The sequence below is a fragment of the Ilumatobacter sp. genome, from assembly GCF_965215205.1.
Taxonomy (GTDB): domain Bacteria; phylum Actinomycetota; class Acidimicrobiia; order Acidimicrobiales; family Ilumatobacteraceae; genus Ilumatobacter_A.
Window position 1 is genome coordinate 3,747,170 of record NZ_OZ244049.1, and the last position, 21,921, is coordinate 3,769,090.

General features: G+C 71.5%; 16 protein-coding genes and 3 tRNA genes. 8 read left to right on the forward strand and 11 right to left on the reverse strand.

Annotated features, from left to right (window positions below; genetic code table 11):
* Positions 1–100: 100 nt before the first annotated feature.
* A complete protein-coding gene (locus ACOOHC_RS17550) occupies positions 101–1,750 on the reverse strand; it encodes an alpha/beta hydrolase (protein WP_420451685.1) in 1,650 nt (549 codons plus the stop codon).
* A gap of 72 nt (positions 1,751–1,822) precedes the next feature.
* On the opposite strand from ACOOHC_RS17550, the gene ACOOHC_RS17555 reads away from it, so the two are divergent.
* Entirely contained in the window at positions 1,823–3,688 is a 1,866-nt protein-coding gene (locus ACOOHC_RS17555; RefSeq protein ID WP_420451686.1) for an ABC transporter ATP-binding protein, read from the forward strand.
* Between the two features lie 33 nt (positions 3,689–3,721).
* Here the strand turns inward: ACOOHC_RS17555 and ACOOHC_RS17560 are convergent, their stop codons facing one another.
* The 3 genes from ACOOHC_RS17560 to ACOOHC_RS17570 all read right to left on the reverse strand — a co-directional run bounded on the left by ACOOHC_RS17560 (position 3,722) and on the right by ACOOHC_RS17570 (position 9,007).
* A complete protein-coding gene (locus ACOOHC_RS17560; RefSeq protein WP_420451687.1) occupies positions 3,722–6,415 on the reverse strand; it encodes a PA14 domain-containing protein in 2,694 nt (897 codons plus the stop codon).
* 101 nt (positions 6,416–6,516) lie between these two features.
* Positions 6,517–8,394 (reverse strand): PulJ/GspJ family protein, encoded by a 1,878-nt coding sequence (locus tag ACOOHC_RS17565; protein WP_420451688.1) that lies wholly within the window; start codon positions 8,392–8,394, stop codon positions 6,517–6,519.
* A gap of 25 nt (positions 8,395–8,419) precedes the next feature.
* Entirely contained in the window at positions 8,420–9,007 is a 588-nt protein-coding gene (locus ACOOHC_RS17570) for a hypothetical protein (RefSeq protein ID WP_420451689.1), read from the reverse strand.
* 122 nt (positions 9,008–9,129) lie between these two features.
* Between ACOOHC_RS17570 and ACOOHC_RS17575 the strand changes: the two genes are divergently transcribed.
* Positions 9,130–10,272: a CaiB/BaiF CoA transferase family protein gene (locus ACOOHC_RS17575; protein ID WP_420451690.1), complete on the forward strand. Its 1,143-nt coding sequence runs from the start codon at positions 9,130–9,132 to the stop codon at positions 10,270–10,272.
* A 58-nt stretch (positions 10,273–10,330) separates the two neighbouring features.
* On the opposite strand, the gene msrA is transcribed toward ACOOHC_RS17575, so the two are convergent.
* A complete protein-coding gene (gene msrA, locus ACOOHC_RS17580; protein WP_420451691.1) occupies positions 10,331–10,987 on the reverse strand; it encodes a peptide-methionine (S)-S-oxide reductase MsrA in 657 nt (218 codons plus the stop codon).
* Positions 10,988–11,113: 126 nt separating this feature from the next.
* On the opposite strand from msrA, the gene ACOOHC_RS17585 reads away from it, so the two are divergent.
* The gene (locus ACOOHC_RS17585) at positions 11,114–11,650 is read left to right on the forward strand and encodes a GNAT family N-acetyltransferase (protein ID WP_420451692.1); all 537 of its coding nucleotides are present in this window, start codon (positions 11,114–11,116) and stop codon (positions 11,648–11,650) included.
* A gap of 80 nt (positions 11,651–11,730) precedes the next feature.
* Here ACOOHC_RS17585 and ACOOHC_RS17590 read toward each other — a convergent pair whose 3' ends face one another.
* From ACOOHC_RS17590 to ACOOHC_RS17615, 6 genes are all read right to left on the reverse strand, one after another.
* A complete protein-coding gene (locus ACOOHC_RS17590; protein ID WP_420451693.1) occupies positions 11,731–12,510 on the reverse strand; it encodes a carbon-nitrogen family hydrolase in 780 nt (259 codons plus the stop codon).
* The gene (locus ACOOHC_RS17595; protein WP_420453822.1) at positions 12,507–13,727 is read right to left on the reverse strand and encodes a pyridoxal phosphate-dependent aminotransferase; all 1,221 of its coding nucleotides are present in this window, start codon (positions 13,725–13,727) and stop codon (positions 12,507–12,509) included. Before ACOOHC_RS17595 ends, ACOOHC_RS17590 begins: the two co-directional genes overlap by 4 nt.
* A 115-nt stretch (positions 13,728–13,842) precedes the next feature.
* Positions 13,843–15,342 (reverse strand): diguanylate cyclase, encoded by a 1,500-nt coding sequence (locus ACOOHC_RS17600; protein WP_420451694.1) that lies wholly within the window; start codon positions 15,340–15,342, stop codon positions 13,843–13,845.
* A gap of 127 nt (positions 15,343–15,469) precedes the next feature.
* Positions 15,470–15,545: transfer RNA gene (locus tag ACOOHC_RS17605), tRNA-Arg, on the reverse strand.
* 73 nt (positions 15,546–15,618) lie between these two features.
* Positions 15,619–16,803 (reverse strand): LysM peptidoglycan-binding domain-containing protein, encoded by a 1,185-nt coding sequence (locus ACOOHC_RS17610; protein WP_420451695.1) that lies wholly within the window; start codon positions 16,801–16,803, stop codon positions 15,619–15,621.
* A gap of 738 nt (positions 16,804–17,541) precedes the next feature.
* Positions 17,542–17,626, reverse strand: a tRNA-Ser gene (locus tag ACOOHC_RS17615).
* Between the two features lie 85 nt (positions 17,627–17,711).
* Here ACOOHC_RS17615 and ACOOHC_RS17620 point away from each other — a divergent pair.
* The 5 genes from ACOOHC_RS17620 to ACOOHC_RS17640 all read left to right on the forward strand — a co-directional run bounded on the left by ACOOHC_RS17620 (position 17,712) and on the right by ACOOHC_RS17640 (position 21,912).
* A complete protein-coding gene (locus tag ACOOHC_RS17620) occupies positions 17,712–19,010 on the forward strand; it encodes a DUF445 domain-containing protein (RefSeq protein ID WP_420451696.1) in 1,299 nt (432 codons plus the stop codon).
* A 76-nt stretch (positions 19,011–19,086) separates the two neighbouring features.
* Positions 19,087–19,171: transfer RNA gene (locus ACOOHC_RS17625), tRNA-Ser, on the forward strand.
* A gap of 352 nt (positions 19,172–19,523) precedes the next feature.
* The gene (locus ACOOHC_RS17630; RefSeq protein ID WP_420451697.1) at positions 19,524–19,811 is read left to right on the forward strand and encodes a hypothetical protein; all 288 of its coding nucleotides are present in this window, start codon (positions 19,524–19,526) and stop codon (positions 19,809–19,811) included.
* Between the two features lie 19 nt (positions 19,812–19,830).
* Positions 19,831–20,466: a DUF6544 family protein gene (locus ACOOHC_RS17635; RefSeq protein WP_420453823.1), complete on the forward strand. Its 636-nt coding sequence runs from the start codon at positions 19,831–19,833 to the stop codon at positions 20,464–20,466.
* Positions 20,467–20,850: 384 nt separating this feature from the next.
* A complete protein-coding gene (locus ACOOHC_RS17640; RefSeq protein ID WP_420451698.1) occupies positions 20,851–21,912 on the forward strand; it encodes a hypothetical protein in 1,062 nt (353 codons plus the stop codon).
* Positions 21,913–21,921: the final 9 nt, after the last annotated feature.

Sequence of the window (21,921 nt, forward strand, 5' to 3'; positions counted from 1 at the left end):
TCCACGAAGATCCCCGCAGCGCCTGCCGAGCAGGCGACTCGGCGCAACGACCTCCGTGGGCGCCCGTCGTCGTCTCCGTGCCACGACGCCGCGGCCGAGGTCAACCGCAGCGGGTGTCGGCCGGAGGCACCTCGAGCCAGATCAGGTACCGGTGCACCAGGTCGTCGATGCACCCGCCCGATCGGTAGGCGGTGTGCCGGTTGGCCTCGACCGTGACCAGCACACCGCCCTCGAGCGCGTCGGCCATCGCCTGGCTGCTGGTCAGCGGTGTCGACGGGTCGCCGGTCGTCCCGATCACCACGATCGGCCCGGCTCGCTCGCCGGTGATCTCGACGCGCGGGTCGGCCGACGGGGGGAAGAAGCCGCACGTGTACGAGCCCGTGGTGTACGGGAACAGGCGCGGCGCGATCCCGATGAGCGGTTCGGCCTCGGCATCGGCCTCGTCGGGGGTCGGGCGGTCGGGGTCGTCCGCGCACGTGATCGCCTGGAACGACTCGAGCAGATCGGAGTACGAGCCGTCGTCGGGATCTCGTCGGTAGTACCCGTCGCGCAGCGCGAGCAGTCCCGTCCCGTCACCGGCCGCGGCGTCCGCGAGGGCGCGCTCCAGCGCCGGCCACCGGCGGTCGGTGTACATCGCCTGGATGATCCCGATGATCGCGACCTCCTGGTTGACCGCCGGGCGGCCCGGCGGGCCGGGCACCGGGTCGGTGTCGAGGCGCGCGAGCAGCTCGTCGTAGGCGCCCTCGGCGTCGCCGTCGTTGTGGAACGCGCACGACGGGTTCGCGCTGCACCGGGCGAGGAAGGTCTCGAACACCCCCTCGAACCCGAGCTGCTGGAGGCGCACCGGTTCGATGCCGTCCGGGTCGGGGTGGGCGGCTCCGTCGAGCACCGCGGCGCGCACGGTGTCGGGGAACAGCGTCGCCCACACCGCACCGAGCTCGCTCCCGTAGCTGTAGCCGAGGTAGCTGACCTGGCTCTGACCGAGCGCCCGACGCAGCGCGTCCATGTCGCGCGCCGAGTTGTTCGTCCCCAGGTGCGCGAGGACGTCGCCGACGGCCTCGACGCAGCTCTCCGCGAAGTCGCGCGACAGCTCGACGAGGGCCTCGCGCTCGGCATCGTCGTCGGGGGTGATGTCCCCCGAGGCGAAGTAGCGGTCGTACTCGTCGTCGTCGATGCAGTCGACGGAACCCCCGCTGCGGCCGGTGCCGCGCGGATCCCAGGTGACGATGTCGAACGACTCCACGAGCGGCTCCTCGAACCAGCTCCGCACGTCGGCCGCCAGCAGGCTCGACGCGACGCCGGGCCCTCCCCCGTTGGCCAGCAGCACGCCGACGGGCTCCCCCGAAGGGGCCCGGTGCCGCACGACCCACAGGTCGAGGGTGGCGCCGAGGGGGTCGCCGTGGTCGACCGGCACGGTGAGCCACCCTCCCTCGACGCCGTCGGCGACCTGCTCGAACGCGATCTCCGCATCGGGGAGCGACGGTGCGCTGGACGGTGCGCTCGCGGTGCCCGCCGAGGAGGGGGCCGGGGCGGTCGCCGACACCGGCACCGACGACGTGGCGGTGCCCTCGGAGAAGTCGACCGGCGAGCTGACGGCGGTCTCGGGCGGGATCGTGGCGCGGGTCGCCGGGGGTTGCTCGCCCCCGGAGGAGTCCGAGCACGCGCCGGCGATGCCGGCGAGGACCAGCGCGGCGGCCGCGGCCGAGCGCGGACGGCGCCGCCGAGACGACGAGGGGGGTCGGGCCGCCATCGGCCCCAGGCTAGGTGGGCGCCACGGACGGCGTCGGTCGGCTCGGCTCGCCGCCCTCGTAGCGTGGAGGGCATGCGAATGCCGCCCCACCGGATGATGCCGGGTGACTCCGACGCCGTGCGCGACGTCAAGCTGGCGGACGGCACGGCGTCGCGGGTGTGGCGGTTCGCCCGGCCCTATCGAGCGACGATCGTGGTGTTCCTCGTCGCGATCCTCGCCTCGGCCCTGCTCGCCCTCGTCCCCCCGTTCGTGATCCGGGCGATCCTCGACGACGCGATCCCCTCCGACGACCGTGGCCTGATCGGCGTGCTCGCCGCGATCGCGGTCGCGGCCGCGCTCGGCGACGCCGGCCTGGCGATCCTCCAGCGCTGGTGCTCGGCGAAGGTGGGCGAGGGCCTCATCCTCGATCTGCGCAGCTCGCTGTTCGAGAAGGTGCAGCGGCTGCCGATCGCGTTCTTCACGCGCACCCCGACCGGGTCGATCACCTCGCGCCTGAACACCGATGTGATCGGCGCCCAGACGGCGGTCACCAGCACCCTCGGCAGCGTGGTGAGCAACGTCGTCGTCCTCGTCACCACCCTCGCCGCGATGCTCGCGCTCGAGTGGCGCCTCACCCTGCTGACGCTGATCGTGCTCCCCCTGTTCATCGTCCCGGCCCGCCGGGTCGGGACCCGGCTGCAGGGGATCTCGCGCGAGCAGATGGGTCACAACGCCGCGATGAACACCCAGATGACCGAGCGCTTCAACGTGTCGGGGGCGATGCTCGTGAAGCTGTTCGGCTCGGGGCCGCGCGAGAAGGACAGCTTCGATCGGCGCGCACGAGGGGTCCGCGACACCGGGATCCAGGCCGCGATGTACGGACGCGTGTTCTTCGTCGCGCTCGGGCTCGTCGCGGCGATCGGCACGGCCGCCATCTACGGGCTCGGGGCGATCATGGTCGTCGACGGCACGATCGAGGTCGGCACCCTCGTCGCGCTCGCCGCGCTCGTGACCCGCGTGTACCAGCCCCTCACCGGTCTGACCAACGCCCGGGTCGACCTGATGACGTCGATGGTCAGCTTCGAGCGGGTGTTCGAGGTGCTCGATGCGCCCGAGTCGATCCGCGAGCGGCCCGGCGCGGTCGACCTGGTCGACCCGACCGGAGCGATCGAGTTCGACGACGTCGTGTTCCGCTACCCGCCGGCGAGCGACACGGCGATCGCCTCGATGGAGCAGAACGCCGGGCTCGGGATGGACCACGACCCCGACGTCGACGTCCTCCGGGGCCTGTCGCTGACGGTCGCGTCCGGGGAGACCGTCGCGCTGGTCGGATCCTCCGGGGCCGGCAAGTCGACGACGATCTCCCTCGTGCCCCGGCTCTACGACGTGACGGGCGGCGCGGTCCGCATCGACGGCGTCGACGTGCGCGACCTCACCCTCGACACGCTGCGCACCTCGATCGGCGTCGTGTCGCAGGATCCCCACCTCTTCCACGAGTCGATCGGCGACAACCTGCGCTACGCGGATCCCGACGCCACCGACGAGCGCCTCGTCGAGGCCGCGCGCGCCGCGCGCATCCACGAGACGATCGCCGCCCTCCCCGACGGCTACGACACCGTGGTCGGCGAGCGTGGGTACCGGTTGTCGGGCGGGGAGAAGCAGCGCCTGGCGATCGCGCGGCTGCTGCTCAAGGACCCGGTGATCATGATCCTCGACGAGGCGACCAGCCACCTCGACAACGAGAACGAGTCACACATCCAGGAGGCCCTCGAGCACGCGCTGGAGGGTCGGACCGCGCTCGTCATCGCGCACCGCTTGTCGACGATCCGGTCGGCCGATCGGATCGCCTTCATCGAGCACGGACGGGTCGTCGAGATCGGCACCCACGACGAGCTCGTCGCGTCGGGTGGCCGCTACGCGCAGCAGCTCGCGGCGGGCGAGCTCGTCGCGGCCGACTGAGGAGGTCGGAGGACCGCGTGCCCGGCGGTCGGGTCAGCCGGTCCTCCACTCGAGTCGAGCCGCTGCCTTCTCGGTCCGGTCGAAGAACTCGAACGTCACCAGGTGGGTGCCGGGGCCGATGTCGACGACGCGCTCCACCGTCGACGCACCTCCGGCCCAGGCGTCGATGACCGTCGTGGTGCCGATCTTCACCCGGAAGCCGTCGTCTCCGCTGCCCCGCAGCGCGATCCGGCAGCTCTCGGTGACCCGCAGCGACTGCGTCCAGCGCATCGAGAAGTCGTCCTTCACCCCGATCGCCGGGTTCGCACCCTTCTTGAAGTCGACGTCGACCTCCGATTCCGTGGTCGCCGCGGCGGGAGCGCCGCTCAGGGTCGGGTTCGTCCAGTGCGAGACCTGCCAGGTGCCGGGACCGAAGGCCTTCGTGTGGTTGGGCGTCGACCTGCACGACGGGAAGCCGACCGGTGGGGTGGAGGTGGTCGGCGGCGCCGTCGTGGGCGGCGCGGTCGTGGGCGGCGCGGTCGTGGGCGGCGCGGTCGTGGGCGGCGCGGTCGTGGGCGGAGCGATCGTGGGCGGCACCGTGGAGGGCGGCACCGTGGAGGGCGGAACCGTCGTGGGCGGAACCGTCGTCGAGGACGTCGAGGTGGGCGGAACCGTCGTCGAGGACGTCGAGGTGGCCGGAGCGGTCGTCGGCACGGTCGTGAGCGGCGTCGTGGTCGGGGCGACCGTCGTGGTCGGCGCAGCGGTCGTCGCAGGGCTGGTCGTCGCGACCGCCCCCGATTCGACGGATCCGACGACCCAGGAGTTGATCGCGTACCTGGCGGCGTCGTCGACCTCGAGCAGGACGGCGGAGGTGAACTCCCGGCCGTCGAAGTCCGTCGTCGCCGTGAGCTCGACCTGGAGGTAGGTGGTGGCGGCGTCCTCGCCGACCACCACCTGGTCGGGTGCGCCGTCGGCGAAGTCGAGCTCGATGGTCGTGGCGGTGACGCCGCCGGCGAGGCTCACCTGGTACTCGGAGCCGCCGCCCGTGCGCGCGAACGAGACCGCGGCGTTCGGGGTGAAGACCGCGCCCCCGAACAGGACCCGGTTCCGCGTCCTGGAGGAGCCGTCGAGATCGACGTCGAGGGCGAGCTCGTCGTGGCCGAGGGTCGAGGGGACGTAGACGAGAGGGGTCGCGCCGGCGACCGGGATGCTGCGGTAGGTGCTGATGCCCTCGGCGCAGCTCGGCTTCGCCGCGACCTCGGAGCCGAGGCACCCGGGCAGGAGGACGCGATCGTCGAAGGGGATCTCGACGTCGAGCGTCGTGCCCGCGGTCGGTTCCGGGCTCTTCGCGTTGACCGTCATCACGTTCATCCCCGCCGAGGCTCGCGTCGACGTGGTCGCGATCCGCTGGTTCAGGCGCAGCGATGCGTTCGCGACCTCGATCCGGCCGTCGGATCCCCTGCCGTCTCCGCCGAGGAGGAACGTGACGCCGTCGCCGGTGATCTCGTGGTTGCGTGGGCTCCCCGGGAGGAACGAGGCCTCCGCGTCGAACGTGCACCCCTCCCAGATCCCTTCGCCCCCGACCACGCGGGCGTCGCCCGTGATCTCCACCGTTCCGGAGAACAGGTAGATGCCCGAGGCGAAGTAGTAGTCGCGGCCGCCGTCGAGCTCGAGGTCGTCGTCGTAGCGACCGGGGTAGAAGACGTGGCAGCCCGACGAGCCGACCTCGAGCGGCGTGCTGGAGCGGGCGTAGGTCGGGATGCGCGGCAGCATCGGGTAGACGTGGTCGGCGGTCGCGGCGGCCGACCAACCGGCGTTGGTCCACCACGGCTCGTCTGCGCAGGTGACGCCGTCGGTGGATGGAGACTGGTCGAAGCGCTCGGGGTCCATCAGCGGTGAGCCGCAGGTCGTGAGGTCGCGCGGCACGTGGGCGGGGTCGTCCGGGCCGACGACCTGGTAGCACGCGGTGACCGCCGTGATCCCGACGGACGTCCCGGTGATGCTCGACGTGGTGTCGATGTGGTCGCCGTGGAACCGACGATCGAGGTGGCGCGCTCCACCGACCTGGGTGACGATCGCGCCGAGGATCTCGGCGTCCGCGTGCCCCGCGACCTTCACCTGGACGTCGGACGCTCGCGTCTCGACCTCGATCGGAGCCTTCGTCGTCGCGAGCAGCTCGAGGCCCGCGAACGTCTTCGTCAGGACCTGCGGCCCGTAGAACGTGGCGCAGTCGGTGCCCGCTGCGTCGAGGTCCGTCGTCGCGTCGACCGTCGTGTAGCGGTACGGGGTGCGCACCCCGGCCTCGCCGGCGTCGCCCACCAGCCGAGCGGTGCCCAGCGAGATCGCCGACGTGTCGGCGGCGAGGGAGCCGCCGGAGACGAAGACGTCGTTCTCGATCGTCTTCGGCGAGCCCGTCGCCGCGATCGCCGCTCCGTCTCGCGCCGCGTTGCCCACGTCGCTCGTGGCGATGATCGAGAAGCGCGAATCGATCTCGTACTGCTGGTTGACGACGGAGCACTCGATCGCGACCGATCGCCCGTTGACGTCGAAGGATCCCGAGGGGTGGTCGAAGCAGCCCTCGGGCCCGTGGGAGCGCTGCATGGTCACCGCCATGCGCATCGCCGAGCGGACCGCCTCGAGGGAGTCGCTGCGCTCCTCGAGCGGGGGCCGGTTGAGGAAGAGCGTCGACGCGAACGACAAGAGCGCGAGGACCAGCAGCGACCCGACCGTGAGGAACACGAGGGTCATCGGCAAGACGTTGCCGGCGTCGCGCTCACCGGACGTCGACCACGCCGGCGGACGAACGCCGGTGGATCGCGACGGCGGGCGCGGTCGGGTGGTGCGCTCGCTCACGACGGCTCCGACACCATGACGCACGAGATCGCCTCGTCGGGACGCAGCTGGATCGCCACGCCCGGGGTCCCGCTCCCGAGCGGCTTCACCTTCGAGGTGTCGGTGATCAGCTGGCCGCGGCTCGAGCAGTCGGCACGCACGAACGTGTAGCCGTCGCGCACCTCCTCGCGCACGATCACCTCGCGGGTCGTCACGCCGCTCGAGAAGCCGAAGTCGAACGTGATCGAGTTCGTGACGTCGGCGTCGAGGATCTGGTCACCGACCTCGGTCGAGTAGTTCCACCGACCGCTCGCGGTCGACCCGTCGTCGATGCCCTTGCGGACCGTCACGGTCCCGCCGCACTCGGCGATCATGATCGATCGGAGGACGCCGCCGAGCTGGGAGAACGAACCGGTGAAGAAGTCGGCGGCGACCGCGTTGCCGACGTCGACCGTCCCGTCGGCCGCGACGCTGCCGTCCCACTCCTCGCCACCCACGACGTCCTTCAGGTACCCGACGTACTTCGGGTTGCCCGCCTGGTTGCCCACCATCACCCCGATGATCCGCGCCCCCTGCGACCGACCCGCGTTCGCGACCTGCGCGGCGGCGTTCTTGGCCGCGACCTCGGCGGCGGTCGTCGGCGAGCCGTCGCCGGCTCGGACGTAGGTCGGCTGCCCATCGGTGATGAACACCACGAGGTCGGGCTGGAACGAGTTGTGCGGCTGGCCGGCGTTGTCGAAGAACACGTTCCACAGTCCGTCCTCCCAGTTCGTCCCCGAACCGATCTGGTCCCAGTGGATCCCGTCCTTGGTCGGTGAGTCGACGTTGCTCGAGCTCCAGTTCCCGTCTCGGTCGTCGAGCGCCGTGATCCGGTTCCGCATCGCCGTCACCTGCGGACCGTTGTCGAGGACGGACAGGAACGGCGCGCGCTCGTTCTTCGCCACGTAGCGCTTCGCGCGGGCCGGATCGTCGATCATGCCGTACGCGCCGCGGTCGAAGCCGTTGATCGAGATCTGCGTCGGGGTGCCGACGAACGCGTCGATGAAGCCGACGGCGGCCTTCTCGGTCGGGACGCCCCCGAAGCCGATCGGGACGGAACCGGACGTGTCGATGACCACGGCGATCCTCCCGCCGCAGCGAGACGGCGGCGCGGTCGGATCGGGCAGGGTCACCGGGTCGTTCGGGGTGAGGTCCCGCTGCGCGGAGAGGCCGGCACCCCCGGTGCGGAACTCGTTGCCCGACTCGAACGTGATCGTCACGTCCTCACCGACCGGTCGCACGGCGCTCTGGTTGCGGGCCACGACGCGCGCCACGTGCGGCACGGGGTCGCCGGCGACCCACCCGTCCGGCGGAGGCGGGACCTCGTGCGCGACGCCCACGACGGAGACCTGCTCCGACGCGGTCCCCGGATCGCTGATGCGGTAGCGGACCAGGAGGTAGCTGCCGCGGATCTCCGCGTAGCGGTAGACGACCACCTCGAGCGCTCCGGTGTTGGCGTTCGGCACGACCAGCGTCAGCACGTTGGTGCCGTCGAGGGTGGCCGAGTATGTGACGAACGGGTCGTTCGCCGCCATCTCGGCCTTCACCGTGGCGTCGTCGTGGTGCGGGTAGCTGTTGATCGCCGTCGCGAGGTCGACCGGGATCCACGTCTGCAGGAAGGTGATGTCCTTCGACTCGGCGATCCGGGCCTCGGCCAGGGGGGTGGCCTTCAACATGGTGATCAACGCCATCGAGATCGCCCCGGTCAGGGTCGCCGACAGCATCATCACGATGAGCAGCTCGGGGAGCGTGAACCCGCCGTCGGCGCGAGCGCTGCGGCGATCGCGTCGACCGGCCCGATGGGCGGGCGGGCGTCGCGTCCTGGCCGCTCGGGGCGCAGGGGTCGTGGGGGGCATCGCGGCGGTCCGATCGTGTCGTGCGTCAGGGCGTCGGCGCCGGGTCGGCGACGATCGGGCTCTTGACGACCTCCAGGGTGCGCGAGATCGAACCGTCGGGGGAGGTCACCCGGATGTCCAGTCGCTGCAGCGTGCGCGACGTCGTCAGGTTGATGTCCTCGTTGCCGCAGTCGCCGGTGACGCTGTTCGTGCTCGACCAGCTGCCCTCGGCTTCGATCGGGTCCCCGTCCGCGTCGCGTGCGGAGCCCGACGCGGAGTCCCAGAACTCGATCCGCTCGATCACCACCGCCGAGCTGTCCCAGTCCGGGTCGACCGCGGCCACCGCCGCCTCCGCGATGTGGGCGTAGTCGCCGTCGGCGATGTCGGGGCACGGCACGTACTCGGTGGCGGCCAACCGGTCGGCGGCGCTCGTCAGCACCGCCTCGACCTTCGCCTGGTGGTCGCTGGTCGACGACGTCGAGATGACGGCTCGGATCCCGCCGATCACGGCGGTCACCGCGAACCCGAACAGGAAGATCGACATGATGATCTCGACCAGCGACGTCCCGTGGTCGGGAGCGACCGCGCGCCGCGAGCGCGCCGTGCGGTCGCAGGCTCGGTCGTCGGCATCCATCTCCTTCCCTTCGGGACCACGCACGCCCACCTTGAGCCCGTCTTGAGGACGTCGTCGGCGACGTGCGGTGCGCGGGCGATCTCGCGGTGGTCGTGGTCGACGCGACCTGCGATGATCCGACGGTGGAGAACGAGGACGGCGAGGCACTCGCGGGTCCCGCAGGGCCCCTCGGCGACGTGCGCGTGATCGACATGTCGAGCGTGCTCGCCGGCCCGAACTGCGCCCGCTACCTCGCCGACTTCGGCGCCGACGTGATCAAGGTCGAGCGCCCGGGTGGCGACAGCCTGCGCCACATGGCGTGGCGCGATCCGCGCGACGGCGAGGGCCTGTGGTGGAAGGTCGTCAACCGCAACAAGCGCACCGTGGTGCTGGACGTCAAGGACGACACCGACCGCGAGGTGCTGCTCGGCCTCGTCGACGACGCCGACGTCCTCGTCGAGAACTCGCGTCCCGGGACGATGGAGCGCCTCGGCCTGGGCCCCGACGTCCTGCTCGCGCGTCGCTCGTCGCTCGTGATGACCCGGATCTCGGGGTTCGGCCAGTCCGGCCCCTACGCCCACCGGCCGGGGTTCGCCACGATCGCCGAGGCGATGTCGGGGCTCGCCGCGCTGAACGGCGAGCCCGACGGCGCTCCGCTCCCCCCGCCGATCGCGCTGACCGACGAGGTGACCGGCCTCGCCGCGGCGTTCGCGACGATGGTCGCGCTGCACTCGGGGGTCGGGCAGGTCGTCGACGCGAACCTGCTCGAGACGATGTTCCAGCTCATGGGTCCCCTGGCCTCGCTCTACGCGCTGACCGGTGAGCAGCAGCCGCGCCTCGGCGGCGGGCTCCCGTACACCGTCCCGCGTGGCAGCTACCTGTGCTCGGACGGTCGGTGGGTCGCGATCTCGACCAGCAGCGACACGGTCGCCGCCCGGGTGATGGAGCTGCTCGGCGTCGGCGACGACGAGCGCTTCGCCGACTTCGCGGGGCGCGCGGAGCACCGCGACGAGCTGGAGGAGGTGATGGCCGGCTGGTGCGCGTCACGGACCCGCGACGAGGTCGTCGCGGCCTTCGAGGACGCCCAGGCAGCGATCGGCCCGGTGCTCGACATGTCCGACATCGCGCTCGACCCGCACTACGCGGCGCGCGGCGCGATCGAGGAGGTCGACGGCACACCGATGCAGAGCCTGGTCGCGCGGCTCTCGGCGACCCCCGGGGCGCTGCGCTGGCCCGGACGGCGCCTCGACGCCGACGGCGACTCCATCCGCGCCACCGGCTGGTGACCTCCCGGCTCGGGTCGGACATCACCGCCGGGGTCTGGCCCCGGCTGCGATGCGCGGGTCAGGCGCCGGTGCCGATGGGGCAGCTCACGCCGGTGCCGCCGATGCCGCAGTACCCGTTGGGGTTCTTCGAGAGGTACTGCTGGTGGTACGGCTCGGCGTAGTAGAAGTCGTCGGCGAAGTCGATCGGGGCGATCTCGCTCGTGATCTCGCCGTACCCGGACTCCTCGAGGCGCCGCTGGAACACCTCGCGGGTGGAGGCGGCCACCTCGGCCTGCTCCGGGGTCGTGGTGTAGATCCCGCTGCGGTACTGGGTGCCGACGTCGTTGCCCTGGCGGAAGCCCTGGGTGGGGTCGTGGCCCTCCCAGAAGATCTGCAGGACGCGCTCGTAGCTGATGACGGAGGGATCGAACACGACGCCCACCGCCTCGGTGTGGCCGGTCCGGCCCGAGCACGTCTCCTCGTAGGTCGGGTTGGGGGTGTAGCCGCCCGTGTACCCGACGAAGGTGGAGTGGACGCCCTCGGCCTGCCAGAACATCCGCTCCGCGCCCCAGAAGCACCCCATCGCCACCACGGCGACCTCCATGCCCTCGGGGAAGGGTGCCTGCAACGTGTGGTGGTTCACGTGGTGCTCGTCCGGGATCGGCATCGTCTGGTCGGTCCGGCCCGGGAGGGCGTCGGCCCGGTCGACCATCTCCGCTTTCCTGCTGAACAACATGCCACCAGGATACGACCGTGCACGTCGCGACGGTCAGCGGACCGCGCTCGTTCGCGATCGTTCACGGCGCCCTCCGGCACCGTGGCACGCTCGGCTCCCGCGGCCCGCTCGGCTAGCGTCGCGGCGGTGGACGTCCCCGGAACGACCATCCGGGCGGTGGCCGACGACGACCTCGACCGGATCCTGGAGATCAACGAGGCGAACGTGCCCGCCGTCGGTCCGCTCGACGGATCACGGTTGCGACACCTCGTCGACCAGAGCGCCATCGCCCTGGCGGTCACGATGGCGGGGGTGGGGCCGGAGGGCGACCCGAAGGGCACCGATCCGGTCGTCGGGTTCTGCCTGGTGCTCGCGCCGGGCGCCGACTACGACTCGGTCAACTACCGCTGGTTCATGGATCGCCACGACGACGTCGTGTACCTCGATCGCGTCGCGATCGACGACTCCGCCCGAGGTCGCGGCCTGGGATCCGCGCTGTACGCGGAGGTCGATCGGCGGATCCGGCGCGACCACCCCGACGCCGTCGCGTTGGGCCTCGAGGTGAACGTCGACCCGCCGAACGAGCCGTCGCTCGCGTTCCACCGCACCCTCGGCTTCCGCGAGGTCGGTCGGCAGGTGTCGAAGGGGATCGGCGTCTCGCTGATGCTCCGCCCGATCGGGTGACCGGCGCGTCGGCCGTCGCGCACGACCTGGTGACCTGACGAGGATGCCGACGACGGGGTGACCTTCCTCGGCGCCGGGATTCAGCGACGGTCCTGGAGGAAGCGGAAGTGCGACCGGGTGCTCTCGACGACGGCGGGGTCGACGTCGGCGAGCAGCACGGTCTCGACCCCGGCGCCCGAGGCGAGCACCTCACCGAGCGGGTCGATGATCGCGCTGTCCCCGGAGTAGTCGAGCGAGCCACCCGTGCCGACCCGGTTGACGCCCACGACGTACGCCTGGTTCTCGATCGCGCGGGCTCGCAGCAGGGTCGACCAGTGCAGCCGCCGCTTCGCCGGCCAGTTCGCGACGACGAGGTAGGCATCGGTGTCGGCGGCGAGCCCCCAGAACTCGTCCGCGAACCGCAGGTCGTAGCAGACGAACAGCGACAGGCGCACGCCGTCGACGGTGACGGTCGTGAGGTCGGCCCCGGGACGGACCCACCGCTGCTCGTCGGCGTGCGAGAACGGGTGGATCTTGCGGTACCGGTGCACCGTGCCGTCGGGCCCCGCGAGGACGAACGTGTTCGACGGGCGCCGATCGTCGTCCGTCGCACCCGGCCCGATCTCGGGGCACGAGCCCCCGATCCAGATGTCGTGCACCTCCGCCTGCTCGGAGAGGAACCGGGCGGACGGGCCGCCCTCGGGCTCGCCGATCCCCGGGGTGTCGAACGAGAAGCCGGTCGAGAACGTCTCGGTGAGCACGACCAGCCGGGCTCCGCTCGCGGCGGCACCGGAGACCATCGGCGCCAGCCGGGCGAAGTTGGCGTCGCGGTCGTGCCAGACGATGTCGTGCTGGACCGCGGCGACGCGCAGCCCCGTCACGACGACCCCGGCGCCTCGGCGCCCGCTGCGCTGCTCCGGTCGTCGTCGGCGAACGCCGCGACCAGGCGCTCGACCGCCGCGTCGATCACCTCGAGGCGCTTGCAGCACGCGAACCTCACGAGGTGGCGCCCCCGGTCGGGATCGGCGTAGAACACCTGCGTGGGCACGGCGACGACACCCGCGAGATGGGGCAGCTCGCGACAGAACGCCATCCCGTCGCCGTCGGGGCGCCGGGAGCGGATGTCGACGGTGACGAAGTACCCGGCCTCGGGCCGGTGCGTCGTGAACCCGGCTCGCTCGAGCCCGTCGGCGAGCCGGCCGCACGCCACCTCCAGGCCGTCGCGCAACCCCGCGAAGTAGTCGTCGCCGAGGCGCAGTCCGGTGGCCATCGCCGGCTGGAACGGGGCGCCGTTGACGTAGGTCAGGAACTGCTTGGCCGAGCGGGCCGCGCTCACGAGCTCGCGTGGACCGCTCATCCAGCCGATCTTCCACCCGGTCGTGTGGAACGTCTTGCCCCCCGACGAGATCGTCAGCGTGCGCTCGAACATCCCCGGGATCGTGGCGAGCGGGACGTGGCGGCTGCGGTCGAAGGTGAGGTGCTCGTAGACCTCGTCGGTGACGACGATCAGATCGTGCGCGGTCGCGACGTCGGCCACGACCTGGAGCTCGTCACGGTCGAACACCTTCCCCGTCGGGTTGTGCGGGGTGTTCAGCACGACGAGCTTCGTCCGCGCCGACACGGCCGCGCGCAGGTCGTCGGGGTCGAACCCCCACCTCCCGTCCTCGCGCGGGCCCAGCAGCACCGGCACCGCCACCGCGGAGGCCAGCGCGATCGAGGCCTGGTAGCTGTCGTACATCGGCTCGAACAGCACGACCTCGTCACCGGGGTCCAGCATCCCGAGCATCGCCCCGGCGAGCGCCTCGGTGGCCCCCGCGGTGACGACGATCTCGTGGTCGACGTCGAGCTCGATGCCGTACCAGCGACGCTGGTGCTCGGCGATCGCACGGCGCAGATCGGGGTCTCCCGGCCCCGGCGGGTACTGGTTCACACCGGAGCGGATCGCCTCGACGGCCGCGTCGAGCACGGCGTCGGGTCCGTCGGTGTCGGGGAAGCCCTGCCCGAGGTTGATCGCTCCGGTCTCGACGGCGAGCGCCGACATCTCGGCGAAGATGGTCGTGCCGAAGCCGCTGAGCTTCGAGCTGAGCACGTCGTGCACCACTCGGCGAGTGTAGGAGGCGGGCACCGGAGCGCTCCGCTCCACGGCGCCGGACCCGGCCGGTCGGGGTCCGCGCCCTCTCGGACCGGGACCACCCCGAGACGACGGACGCGCGTCAGCGCGCGCTGGGCTCGTCGACCGGTCCGACGTCGGTCGGGTCGGAGCGCGTGGGGTCGAGGACGCGATCCGACCACGACGACGGGGGCGGCAGCACCGTCGAGTGGCGACGGTCGGGACCCGCGTAGCCGTCGGTGACGACCTCGCCCGAGTCCGCGTGATCGCTCGACGCGAGCAGCGCCTCGCCGACCGCGATCGTGTCGGCGATGCGGTGACCGACCCCGGTCGTCTTGGCTTCGTACATCGCGACGTCGGCGGCGCGCATGAGACCGTCGAGGGTGGTGCCGTGGCGGGGGAAGATCGCGGCTCCGATGCTCGCGGTCATCGTCGTGTCGCCCACCACGGGCGACCCGGCCAGCTCGCTCCAGATCCGCTCGGCGCTGTCGCGCACCGCGGTGCGCTCGATCAGGCCGGGCAGCAGGATCACGAACTCGTCGCCTCCCCATCGACCGACGACATCGGTGTCGCGCACCGCCGAGACGAGCCGCTGCGACGACGCGGTGAGGACGAGGTCACCGAACTGGTGGCCGAGGGTGTCGTTCACCTGCTTGAACCCGTTGAGGTCGATCACCATCACGCACAGCCCGGTGCTGAAGCGGTCGGCGATGTCGAGCTGCTCCTCGCTCACGCGCTCGAACTCCCGCCGGTTCACGAGACCGGTCAGCTCGTCGGTCGTGGCCCGTCGCTCCAGTTGGCGCCGCTCGATCAGGAACGTCCACCCGGCGAGGGCCAGCAGCACCGAGCCCAGCGCGATCAGCACGCCGTAGCGAGCCCACTGGTCGCTGCCGATCGCCACGCCGGCGTCGACGCTGGTGACGAGCTCGAGCGATCCGCTCGCGAACGGCGACCCGATCGTCTCGACCATCTCGTAGCGCCCGTCGACCTCGTTCACCTCCGAGCGGCGATCACCGCCGCCCGCCGGGCTCGGGACGACATCGAGGCGGGAGAGATCGGATTCGATCGCCTCCCGGGTCTCGGAACCGACGAGCTCACCGACGGGGAGCCGGAGCGCGACCCACCCGGCGATCGAATTGTCGCTCGGGCGGATGCGTCGCAGCACGATCAGCGACGAGGTGTCGGCGTCGACGCCGATCGTCGAAGGCGCGCCCGAGGCGTCGGAACCGAGCTGCTCCGCCCCGTCGTCCGCGATCGCGGCGAGCTCGCCGACCGCGGGGAGGGCGAAGAGGTCGGCACCGGTGCACTGCCCGGCCGTCTCGCCGACGCAGACGTCCGCGCCGGGGAAGAAGAAGCCGAGGTCGGCGGCCAGCAGCGAGTTGCGCTCGGAGCCGTCGCGACCCGCTGCGAGGGCGGCGAGGTGGACGTCCTGGTTCACCCGCGACACCGCCGAGCGGACCGACGTGGACGCGAGCGTCGCCGCCACCTCGGCTCGCGCCGAGCGATCGGCGCGCATGTCGGAGCGGCGGTCGATCACGGACACGACGGTCGCCACGAGCAGACCGAGGCTCAGCACCAGCGCCGAGAGCCGGAAGAACCTCATGGCCGCCGATCGGCATGCACGGGAGCCGACGTGAACGCGATCACCGTGTCATCGGTCACCATCTCCCACCTCGTCTCGCCGGGACGACCCCGGCCGTGACGATCCCCCGCGGAGCGGGGGATCGACCTGGCGCGCTCGGAGAGAGTCGAACTCCCAACCGCTTGATCCGTAGTCAAGTGCTCTATCCATTGAGCTACGAGCGCTGGCGGGACCCAATCGTAGACGATCGCGGTCCCATTCCCCACCGTGGGGATCGGGTCGCGCGACGTCGGCCGATCAGAAGCCCCACGGACCCCATCCGCCCGCCCGCTGGTACAGCGCGTAGGCGGCTCGGGTGTTGAGGACGGGGTCGTAGAGCTGCTCGGCGCTGGTGATCCCGATCTCGGACAGCCAGCCGCGGTGCACCTCCCAGTACATCTGGAACAGGCCGTAGCAGCAGAAGTTCTTCGCCCGTGGGTCGAACCGGCTCTCGCGATGGGCGATCTCGATCGCTCGGTCCTCGAGCCCGGAGGGCCACACGTCGCGGATGATCTGCTTCATCCGCTCCTCGCCCGACGAGCCCGACGGCTGCGCAGGTGCGGTGGTCGGCGCCGCGGTGGTCGGGGCCGCGGTGGTCGGTGCGGCCGTCGTGGGGGCGGCGGTGGTCGGTGCGGCCGTCGTGGCCGGTGCCGCCGTCGTGGGAGCGACGGTCGTGGCGGGGGGCGGCGGCGGGGTGCTCGCGCCGGCCGGGAGGCAGATGGTCATCCCGGGGAAGAGAGCGGTGTCGGTCGTGGCGCCGTTCGCCGCGAGGAGGTCGTCGAGCTCGACGCCGGCGCCGTTCGCGATGCGGATCCACCAGTCTCCGGCGACGACCTCGTAGCTCAGAGCGCACGAGACGGCCGGCGCCGCCGTCGTCGGCACCGCGGTGGTGGGCGCCGCCGGCGTCGGGGCTGCGGTCGCCGGGGCTGCGGTCGTGGGGGCTGCGGTCGTGGGGGCCGAGGTGGTGACCGGGGTCGGGTCCGTCTCGACGGTGTCGTCGGTGCCCTCGCCGTCGGTGGCCGAGGGCTCGTCGCGCTGCAGCGCGTCGCCGTCGAGCGACCCCCCCGGAGCGTCCGGCGCCGTCGCCGAGGGGGCGGCGACGGTCTCGGTCGACCTGGGCGCCACGGTCTCGGCCGGTGCGACGGTGGCGGCGGTGCTCGGCGCCGCGCCGGTCGGTCGGACCGGCGCCGCGCCGGCGATCGTGGTCGTGGTGGTCGTGGTGGTCGTGGTCGTCGTGGCCGTCTCGGCAGCGGCGACGTCGGCGACACCGGCGCCGGGGGCATCGCCGCTCGCGGACGACAGCACGTCCGCGTCTCCGCCGGAGCCGACAGCGATCGCGGCGACGACGAGCGCCGCCGCCACGGCCACGACCCCACCGACGCGCCACAGCAGCGGATCGACACCGCTCGCGTCGTCGCGCCGCTGATCGTCGCGCTCGGACACCGAGGTGGGCGAGAACGCGAAGATCGCGTCGTCGGCCGCGCGATCGTCACGGACCGCACCGCCCGGGCCGTCGTCCGGCCGTTCGACGCAAGGACGCTCGGCACCGCCGGACGGGGTCGAGTCGGGGTCGACGGATCGGGAGTCGTCCAGCCGGTGCGCCTCGATCGGCGCCCGGGGGTCACGGGACGACTCGTGCGAGCCGCCGTCCGGCGACGGATCCGGTGAACCCGCTGACCCGTGCCGACGGCTCCGGGCCGATCCCGATGGCGTCCCCGCCCCGCCACCGAGGATCGATCCCCACACCCGACCGAGGGTCTTCGCGGCACCGGATCGGCCCGGCGCGGACCCGTCACGCGCCGGTGACGGGCGAGGGGCCGGATCCTCGCGCTCGTCTCCCCAGAACTCGCCCAGTGGTGTCGTGTCGTCGTTCATCGGTGCTTCACCTGTCCGCCTCCAGGAGGCTCGTCGAATCGCCCGACGGCGGTCCGCGCCGGCGTCCCAGGGGGCAGCGCGAACCGAGCTCGGATGACGTGATCCTCGATGTCTAGTCGAGACGTCACGGAACCGCAACGTGGACGTCATCCGAATGACACACATGTCATTCGCGGCGGCGGTCCGACGGTCGAACGGCGCGAAGCGGATCCGTGCCGGAGCCGGTCGTCGACACCGGGGCGAACGGGCCGGGCGGCGGGGTCGGGCGCCCGACCGATCGGGCGAGCCCCCGACCCGGCGCCGGAGCGGAGAGGGTGGGATTTGAACCCACGGACCCCGGAGGGTCAATGCCTTAGCAGGGCATCCCATTCGGCCGCTCTGGCACCTCTCCGTGCGGACCCGAGGGTCCGGCCGGGCGGGAGTGTACCCGGTGGCGGCGGCGACCACGGCCGCGCACCGCCGGTACCTTCGTGGCGATGACCGACGCGCCGACGGATCGGGTCGCCCACGCTCCCCCGACGGCGCGCGAGGCAGCCCCGCTCGACGACGCTTCGCGCCGTCGCGAGCTGCGGAGGATGAAGCTGGTGGCGACATCGCTGCTCGTCGTGGCGGCGGTCGTCTACGTCGTCGCGAAGCGGAACGAGGATGCGAGCACGGCGGTGGGGTACGTGCGCGCCGTCGCCGAGGCCGCGATGATCGGCGCGCTCGCCGACTGGTTCGCGGTGACCGCGCTGTTCCGCCACCCCCTGCGCCTCCCGATCCCCCACACCGCGATCATCCCCGAGCGCAAGGACGAGATCGGCCGCAGCCTCGGCTCGTTCGTCGAGTCGAACTTCCTCACCCCGGAGCTGATCCGCGCACGGCTGGCCGAGGCCGCGGTCGCGCGCCGCGCAGGCGAGTGGCTGAGCGACCCCGCCCACGCCGCGCGAGCCGCGTCGGCGGTCGCCGACGTCGTGCGGACGGGGTCGGACATGCTCGACGACGCCGAGATCCAGCACGACCTGGCCCGGCTGGTCGAGTCGCGGGTGCGGGCGACGCCGCTCTCGCCGCTCGTCGGGCGCTCCATCGAGTTCGCGATGCGCGACGGCTACCAGGCACGGCTGCTCGACGCCCTGCTGACCGGAGCCCGCGAGTTCGTGACCGACAACCGCGAGGCGTTGCGCCGGCGCATCTACCAGGAGTCACCGTGGTGGGTTCCCGAGGGGATCGACGACCGGGTGTTCGACCGCGTCGAGGCGGTGGTGCTGCGATTCCTCGCCGACGTGCGCGCAGATCCCGTCCACGAGGTGCGTCGCGGGGTCGACTCGAGCCTGGCCGACCTCGCTCGACGCCTGCGCGAGGATCCCGCCCTGCTCCGACGCGGCGAGGAGCTGACCGCGGAGGTCCTCGACCACGACGAGGTCCGGCGGTGGATCGACTCGCTCTGGGGCGAGGCCAAGGAGTCGGTGCTGACCGCGATCGCGGACCCCGACGGTGATCTCCGTCGTCGCATCGCGTCGGCCGTCGAGCAGCTCGGCCGTCGACTCGCCACCGACCCCGACCTCCAGGCGCGGGTCGACCGATGGTCGGCCGACGCCGCCGGACGCCTCGTCGACAGCGAGCGCAGCGAGATCGCGGAGCTCATCGCCACCACCGTCGAGGGGTGGGACGGGGAGTCGACCGCCGACAAGCTCGAGCTGCAGGTCGGCCGCGACCTGCAGTTCATCAGGATCAACGGCACCGTGATCGGCGGCCTGGCCGGGTTCGTGATCCACGCCGTCGGTCAGCTCCTCTGACCCGGCCGCACGACTGCGTCGGGGGCACCCGACGGACGACCTCGGCCGGCGTGGCGCAGGCGTTAGCGTGATGGGTGGAACGGTGGCAGAGCGGACGAATGCACCCGCCTTGAAAGCGGACGACCTTCACGGGTCCGGGGGTTCGAATCCCCCCCGTTCCGCCTATCGCTAGGCGATCTAGCAGGTGCTTTGAGGATTGTCGGGCTTGAGTAGCTGGCCTACCCTGGCCTATCTTCTGCGACGGCGCCCCCGGCGGCTACGTCCTCGCCCGAGTTGCATTCGCTCGAAAACTTGCTCGGCGCAGTGACGCGGTGGACGGTTCGCTGGTCAGAATGGCGGAACCGATCGCAGCCATCGACCGTGTAGGCCGGTGATCGCATTGCCCGGTCGCTGAAGATGTGGAGATTCTTCACGTCAAAGCGTGGATCGGTTCTTGAGCATCCACTGTTGAGGGTCCGTGGCCTCGCAAGTCGTGCGGTCGTCCACAACTGCGAGACGAGGAGGCCGTGCCCCGTGGACACGGCCGTCGATTGCGCTCTCGGGCGGACCCCTTCGGGATCCGTCCAGCTCGTGATCGCTGCTGTGCGCTCGACGCTGCTTGCGGCGGGCTTCGTAGCGGCAGCAACGGCCGTCTGGGTCGATGCCAACCGATCGACGACCGCAGTGACGGCGATCGCTCTCGTCTCGCTCGTGGCGTGCGTGATCGCCCTGCCGGACACCATGATCGGATTGATCGTCAACGACGCTCTTCCGGTCGCAATGGGTCGGATCGTCGGTCGGCGTCGGGGGCGGCAGCCATGATCGACACTGCTGACCGCGCCTGGGAAGTGCTTCGAACGCTCAGGCGCAGGAACCGTCGAACACTTCGACCACGCAACGCTCGACGAGCTTTCACGAACCGGCTCGGCGACTCCTCGCCTCAGCGATCCCGGACGGTTTCGCCCTCACGACCGGTGTCGGATTGGGAATGTCGGGCCGCATGGGGCTTGGAATCTGGTTGCCCTTCGCCGCACGCCAGATCTTTCCAACAGGCACCGGGTTCGTGTGGGCGGCCGAGGTCGGTGGACGGGTCGTGCGATTCGTCCGAGCCGACACCCTAGGACCCGACGGTGCGCAGATGCGGTTCCGGTTCCGCGACCGTGTCACGGTCGTCGACGCGAGTGGCGCCGACATCGATCGCAGCGCGGCCGGACGTCTGGCCGCCGAGACCATAGCGCAGCTTCCTCACGCACTCATGCGCCAAGCCGGTGCCACCTGGAAGCCGGTCAACGACCACAAGACCACGGTCGATTTGCCCGGCCCGAATGGTCCTGTCGATGTCGACGTCACGGTCGATGATGAGGGACACATTACCGACCTCCGACTGCAACGGTGGAACGACTCGGCCAAGCCTCCCCAGTACGTGCTCTTCGGCGGAACGGTTTCATTGAGGAATCGGGCCGAAGTGATCTGGTAGCGGAAGAACACCGCCTTGTCCTCGTCTAGGGCCCCGCGTTCCCAGCCGACGGTGCCGGTTCTGGCAATCTCTGCGCCGTCGACCGTCAGCGTCGGGTCGTGAGCGTGCAACCGCGGCCGCAGCTGCGGCGGGGACCTTGGACCCTGCGGGTACCGTCCGTCGTTGCGTAAGACACCCCAGATTCGTCGAGCCCCGCCTGCGCTCGCGGACCCCCGGGTGACCTCACCCCGCGCTCAGATCCGAAGCGCCACGTTGCTGCCAACGGTCGTCGGGACGGCGACCGGCCGGGTGAAGTGCGCGTCCCGGACGAGGCGACGCGCCGGCGCCTGGTGGCGGGTTGCCGTGGGACCTCAAGTCGGCGGATGGGCCGACCGAACATCGGTGGTGGGATTCATGCTGGCGTCGCGTTCGTACACGCCGGTCGACGACGTCGAGCGTCGGATTTGTTCCGGCGCCCGGCAGGCGTGGTCCGTCTGGTGCGCGTTCGTGTTCCTGGTGCTGTGCCACGCGTTAGGGGTGTTCGGTCAGCTCCTGTACCCGCTGACAACGATCGCCGCCTCCGCTGCTGCGGTCGTCGGTCTGCGCCGTCTCGACCCCGTGTACCGGCGGCCCTGGTGGATCCTGGCCGGGGTGGGGGTTCTGTGGACCGTGGCCGGTGTGCTCCGTGACGCCACCGCCGCCACCGGGGATCTCTCGTCAGGACGGTCGCTGTGGCCGGATGCGTTCGCGCTCCCTGGCTACGTCTTGTTCGGGGTCGCTCTGTTCGAGATCGTTCGGGGGCGCGGCGCGATGCGTGACCGGGGCGCGCTGATCGATGGTGCCCTCGTCGCAGTCGGATCGACCGCTGTGGTGTTCTCGACGGTCGTGGCTCCCACGCTCGGGCTGCAAGGAGCATGGCTGTGGGCGCGAGCGGCGGTGGCTGTCTACCCAGCCGTTTCGATGTGGATGTTGATCGGTGTGGTCCAGCTCGTCCTCACCCGGGCACGCGAGATGAAGGGGGCTGTGTTTGTCGTGGCGGGAAGCGCCTGCCTCCAGATCGGGGATGTCATCTTCGCGCTCGGCGAGATCGGAACGATTCGGTTCTCGCGCAACGTGCTCGACGTCCCGTACCTAATGGTGGCGGCCTGTCTCGGCGCTGCTGCCCTGCACCCGGGCGTCCACGAGGACATCGCGCCCCACGGCGTCGAGTCGTTGCGGTTCGACGCCACCCGCTTCCTTGCCGTCGCAGTGGCGCTGGCGGCGCCGGTGGTCGCGATGGCGACGAGCTCGGGCGTGGGGCCGGGCCGAGCGGTGCAACTCGGGCTGATCGCGCTGACGGCGGGCTTCGCGGTCACCCGGATCGCGGTTTCCGCTCGCGCGGAGAGCGCTGCGCACGCGAAGCTGTTGCACCGTGCGACGCACGATCAGCTCACCGGGCTTCCCTCTCACCGGGCTTCCCTCGCGTGAGCTGCTCTT

Bases quoted from the DNA above. Each gene is read 5' to 3' on its own strand.
- ACOOHC_RS17550 (WP_420451685.1), bottom strand. From the start codon at position 1,750: ATGGCGGCCCGACCCCCCTCGTCGTCTCGGCGGCGCCGTCCGCGCTCG.
- ACOOHC_RS17565 (WP_420451688.1), bottom strand. From the start codon at position 8,394: ATGCCCCCCACGACCCCTGCGCCCCGAGCGGCCAGGACGCGACGCCCG.
- ACOOHC_RS17570 (WP_420451689.1), bottom strand. From the start codon at position 9,007: ATGGATGCCGACGACCGAGCCTGCGACCGCACGGCGCGCTCGCGGCGC.
- ACOOHC_RS17620 (WP_420451696.1), top strand. From the start codon at position 17,712: ATGACCGACGCGCCGACGGATCGGGTCGCCCACGCTCCCCCGACGGCG.
- ACOOHC_RS17600 (WP_420451694.1), bottom strand. From the start codon at position 15,342: ATGAGGTTCTTCCGGCTCTCGGCGCTGGTGCTGAGCCTCGGTCTGCTC.
- ACOOHC_RS17560 (WP_420451687.1), bottom strand. From the start codon at position 6,415: ATGACCCTCGTGTTCCTCACGGTCGGGTCGCTGCTGGTCCTCGCGCTC.
- msrA (WP_420451691.1), bottom strand. From the start codon at position 10,987: ATGTTGTTCAGCAGGAAAGCGGAGATGGTCGACCGGGCCGACGCCCTC.
- ACOOHC_RS17555 (WP_420451686.1), top strand. From the start codon at position 1,823: ATGCGAATGCCGCCCCACCGGATGATGCCGGGTGACTCCGACGCCGTG.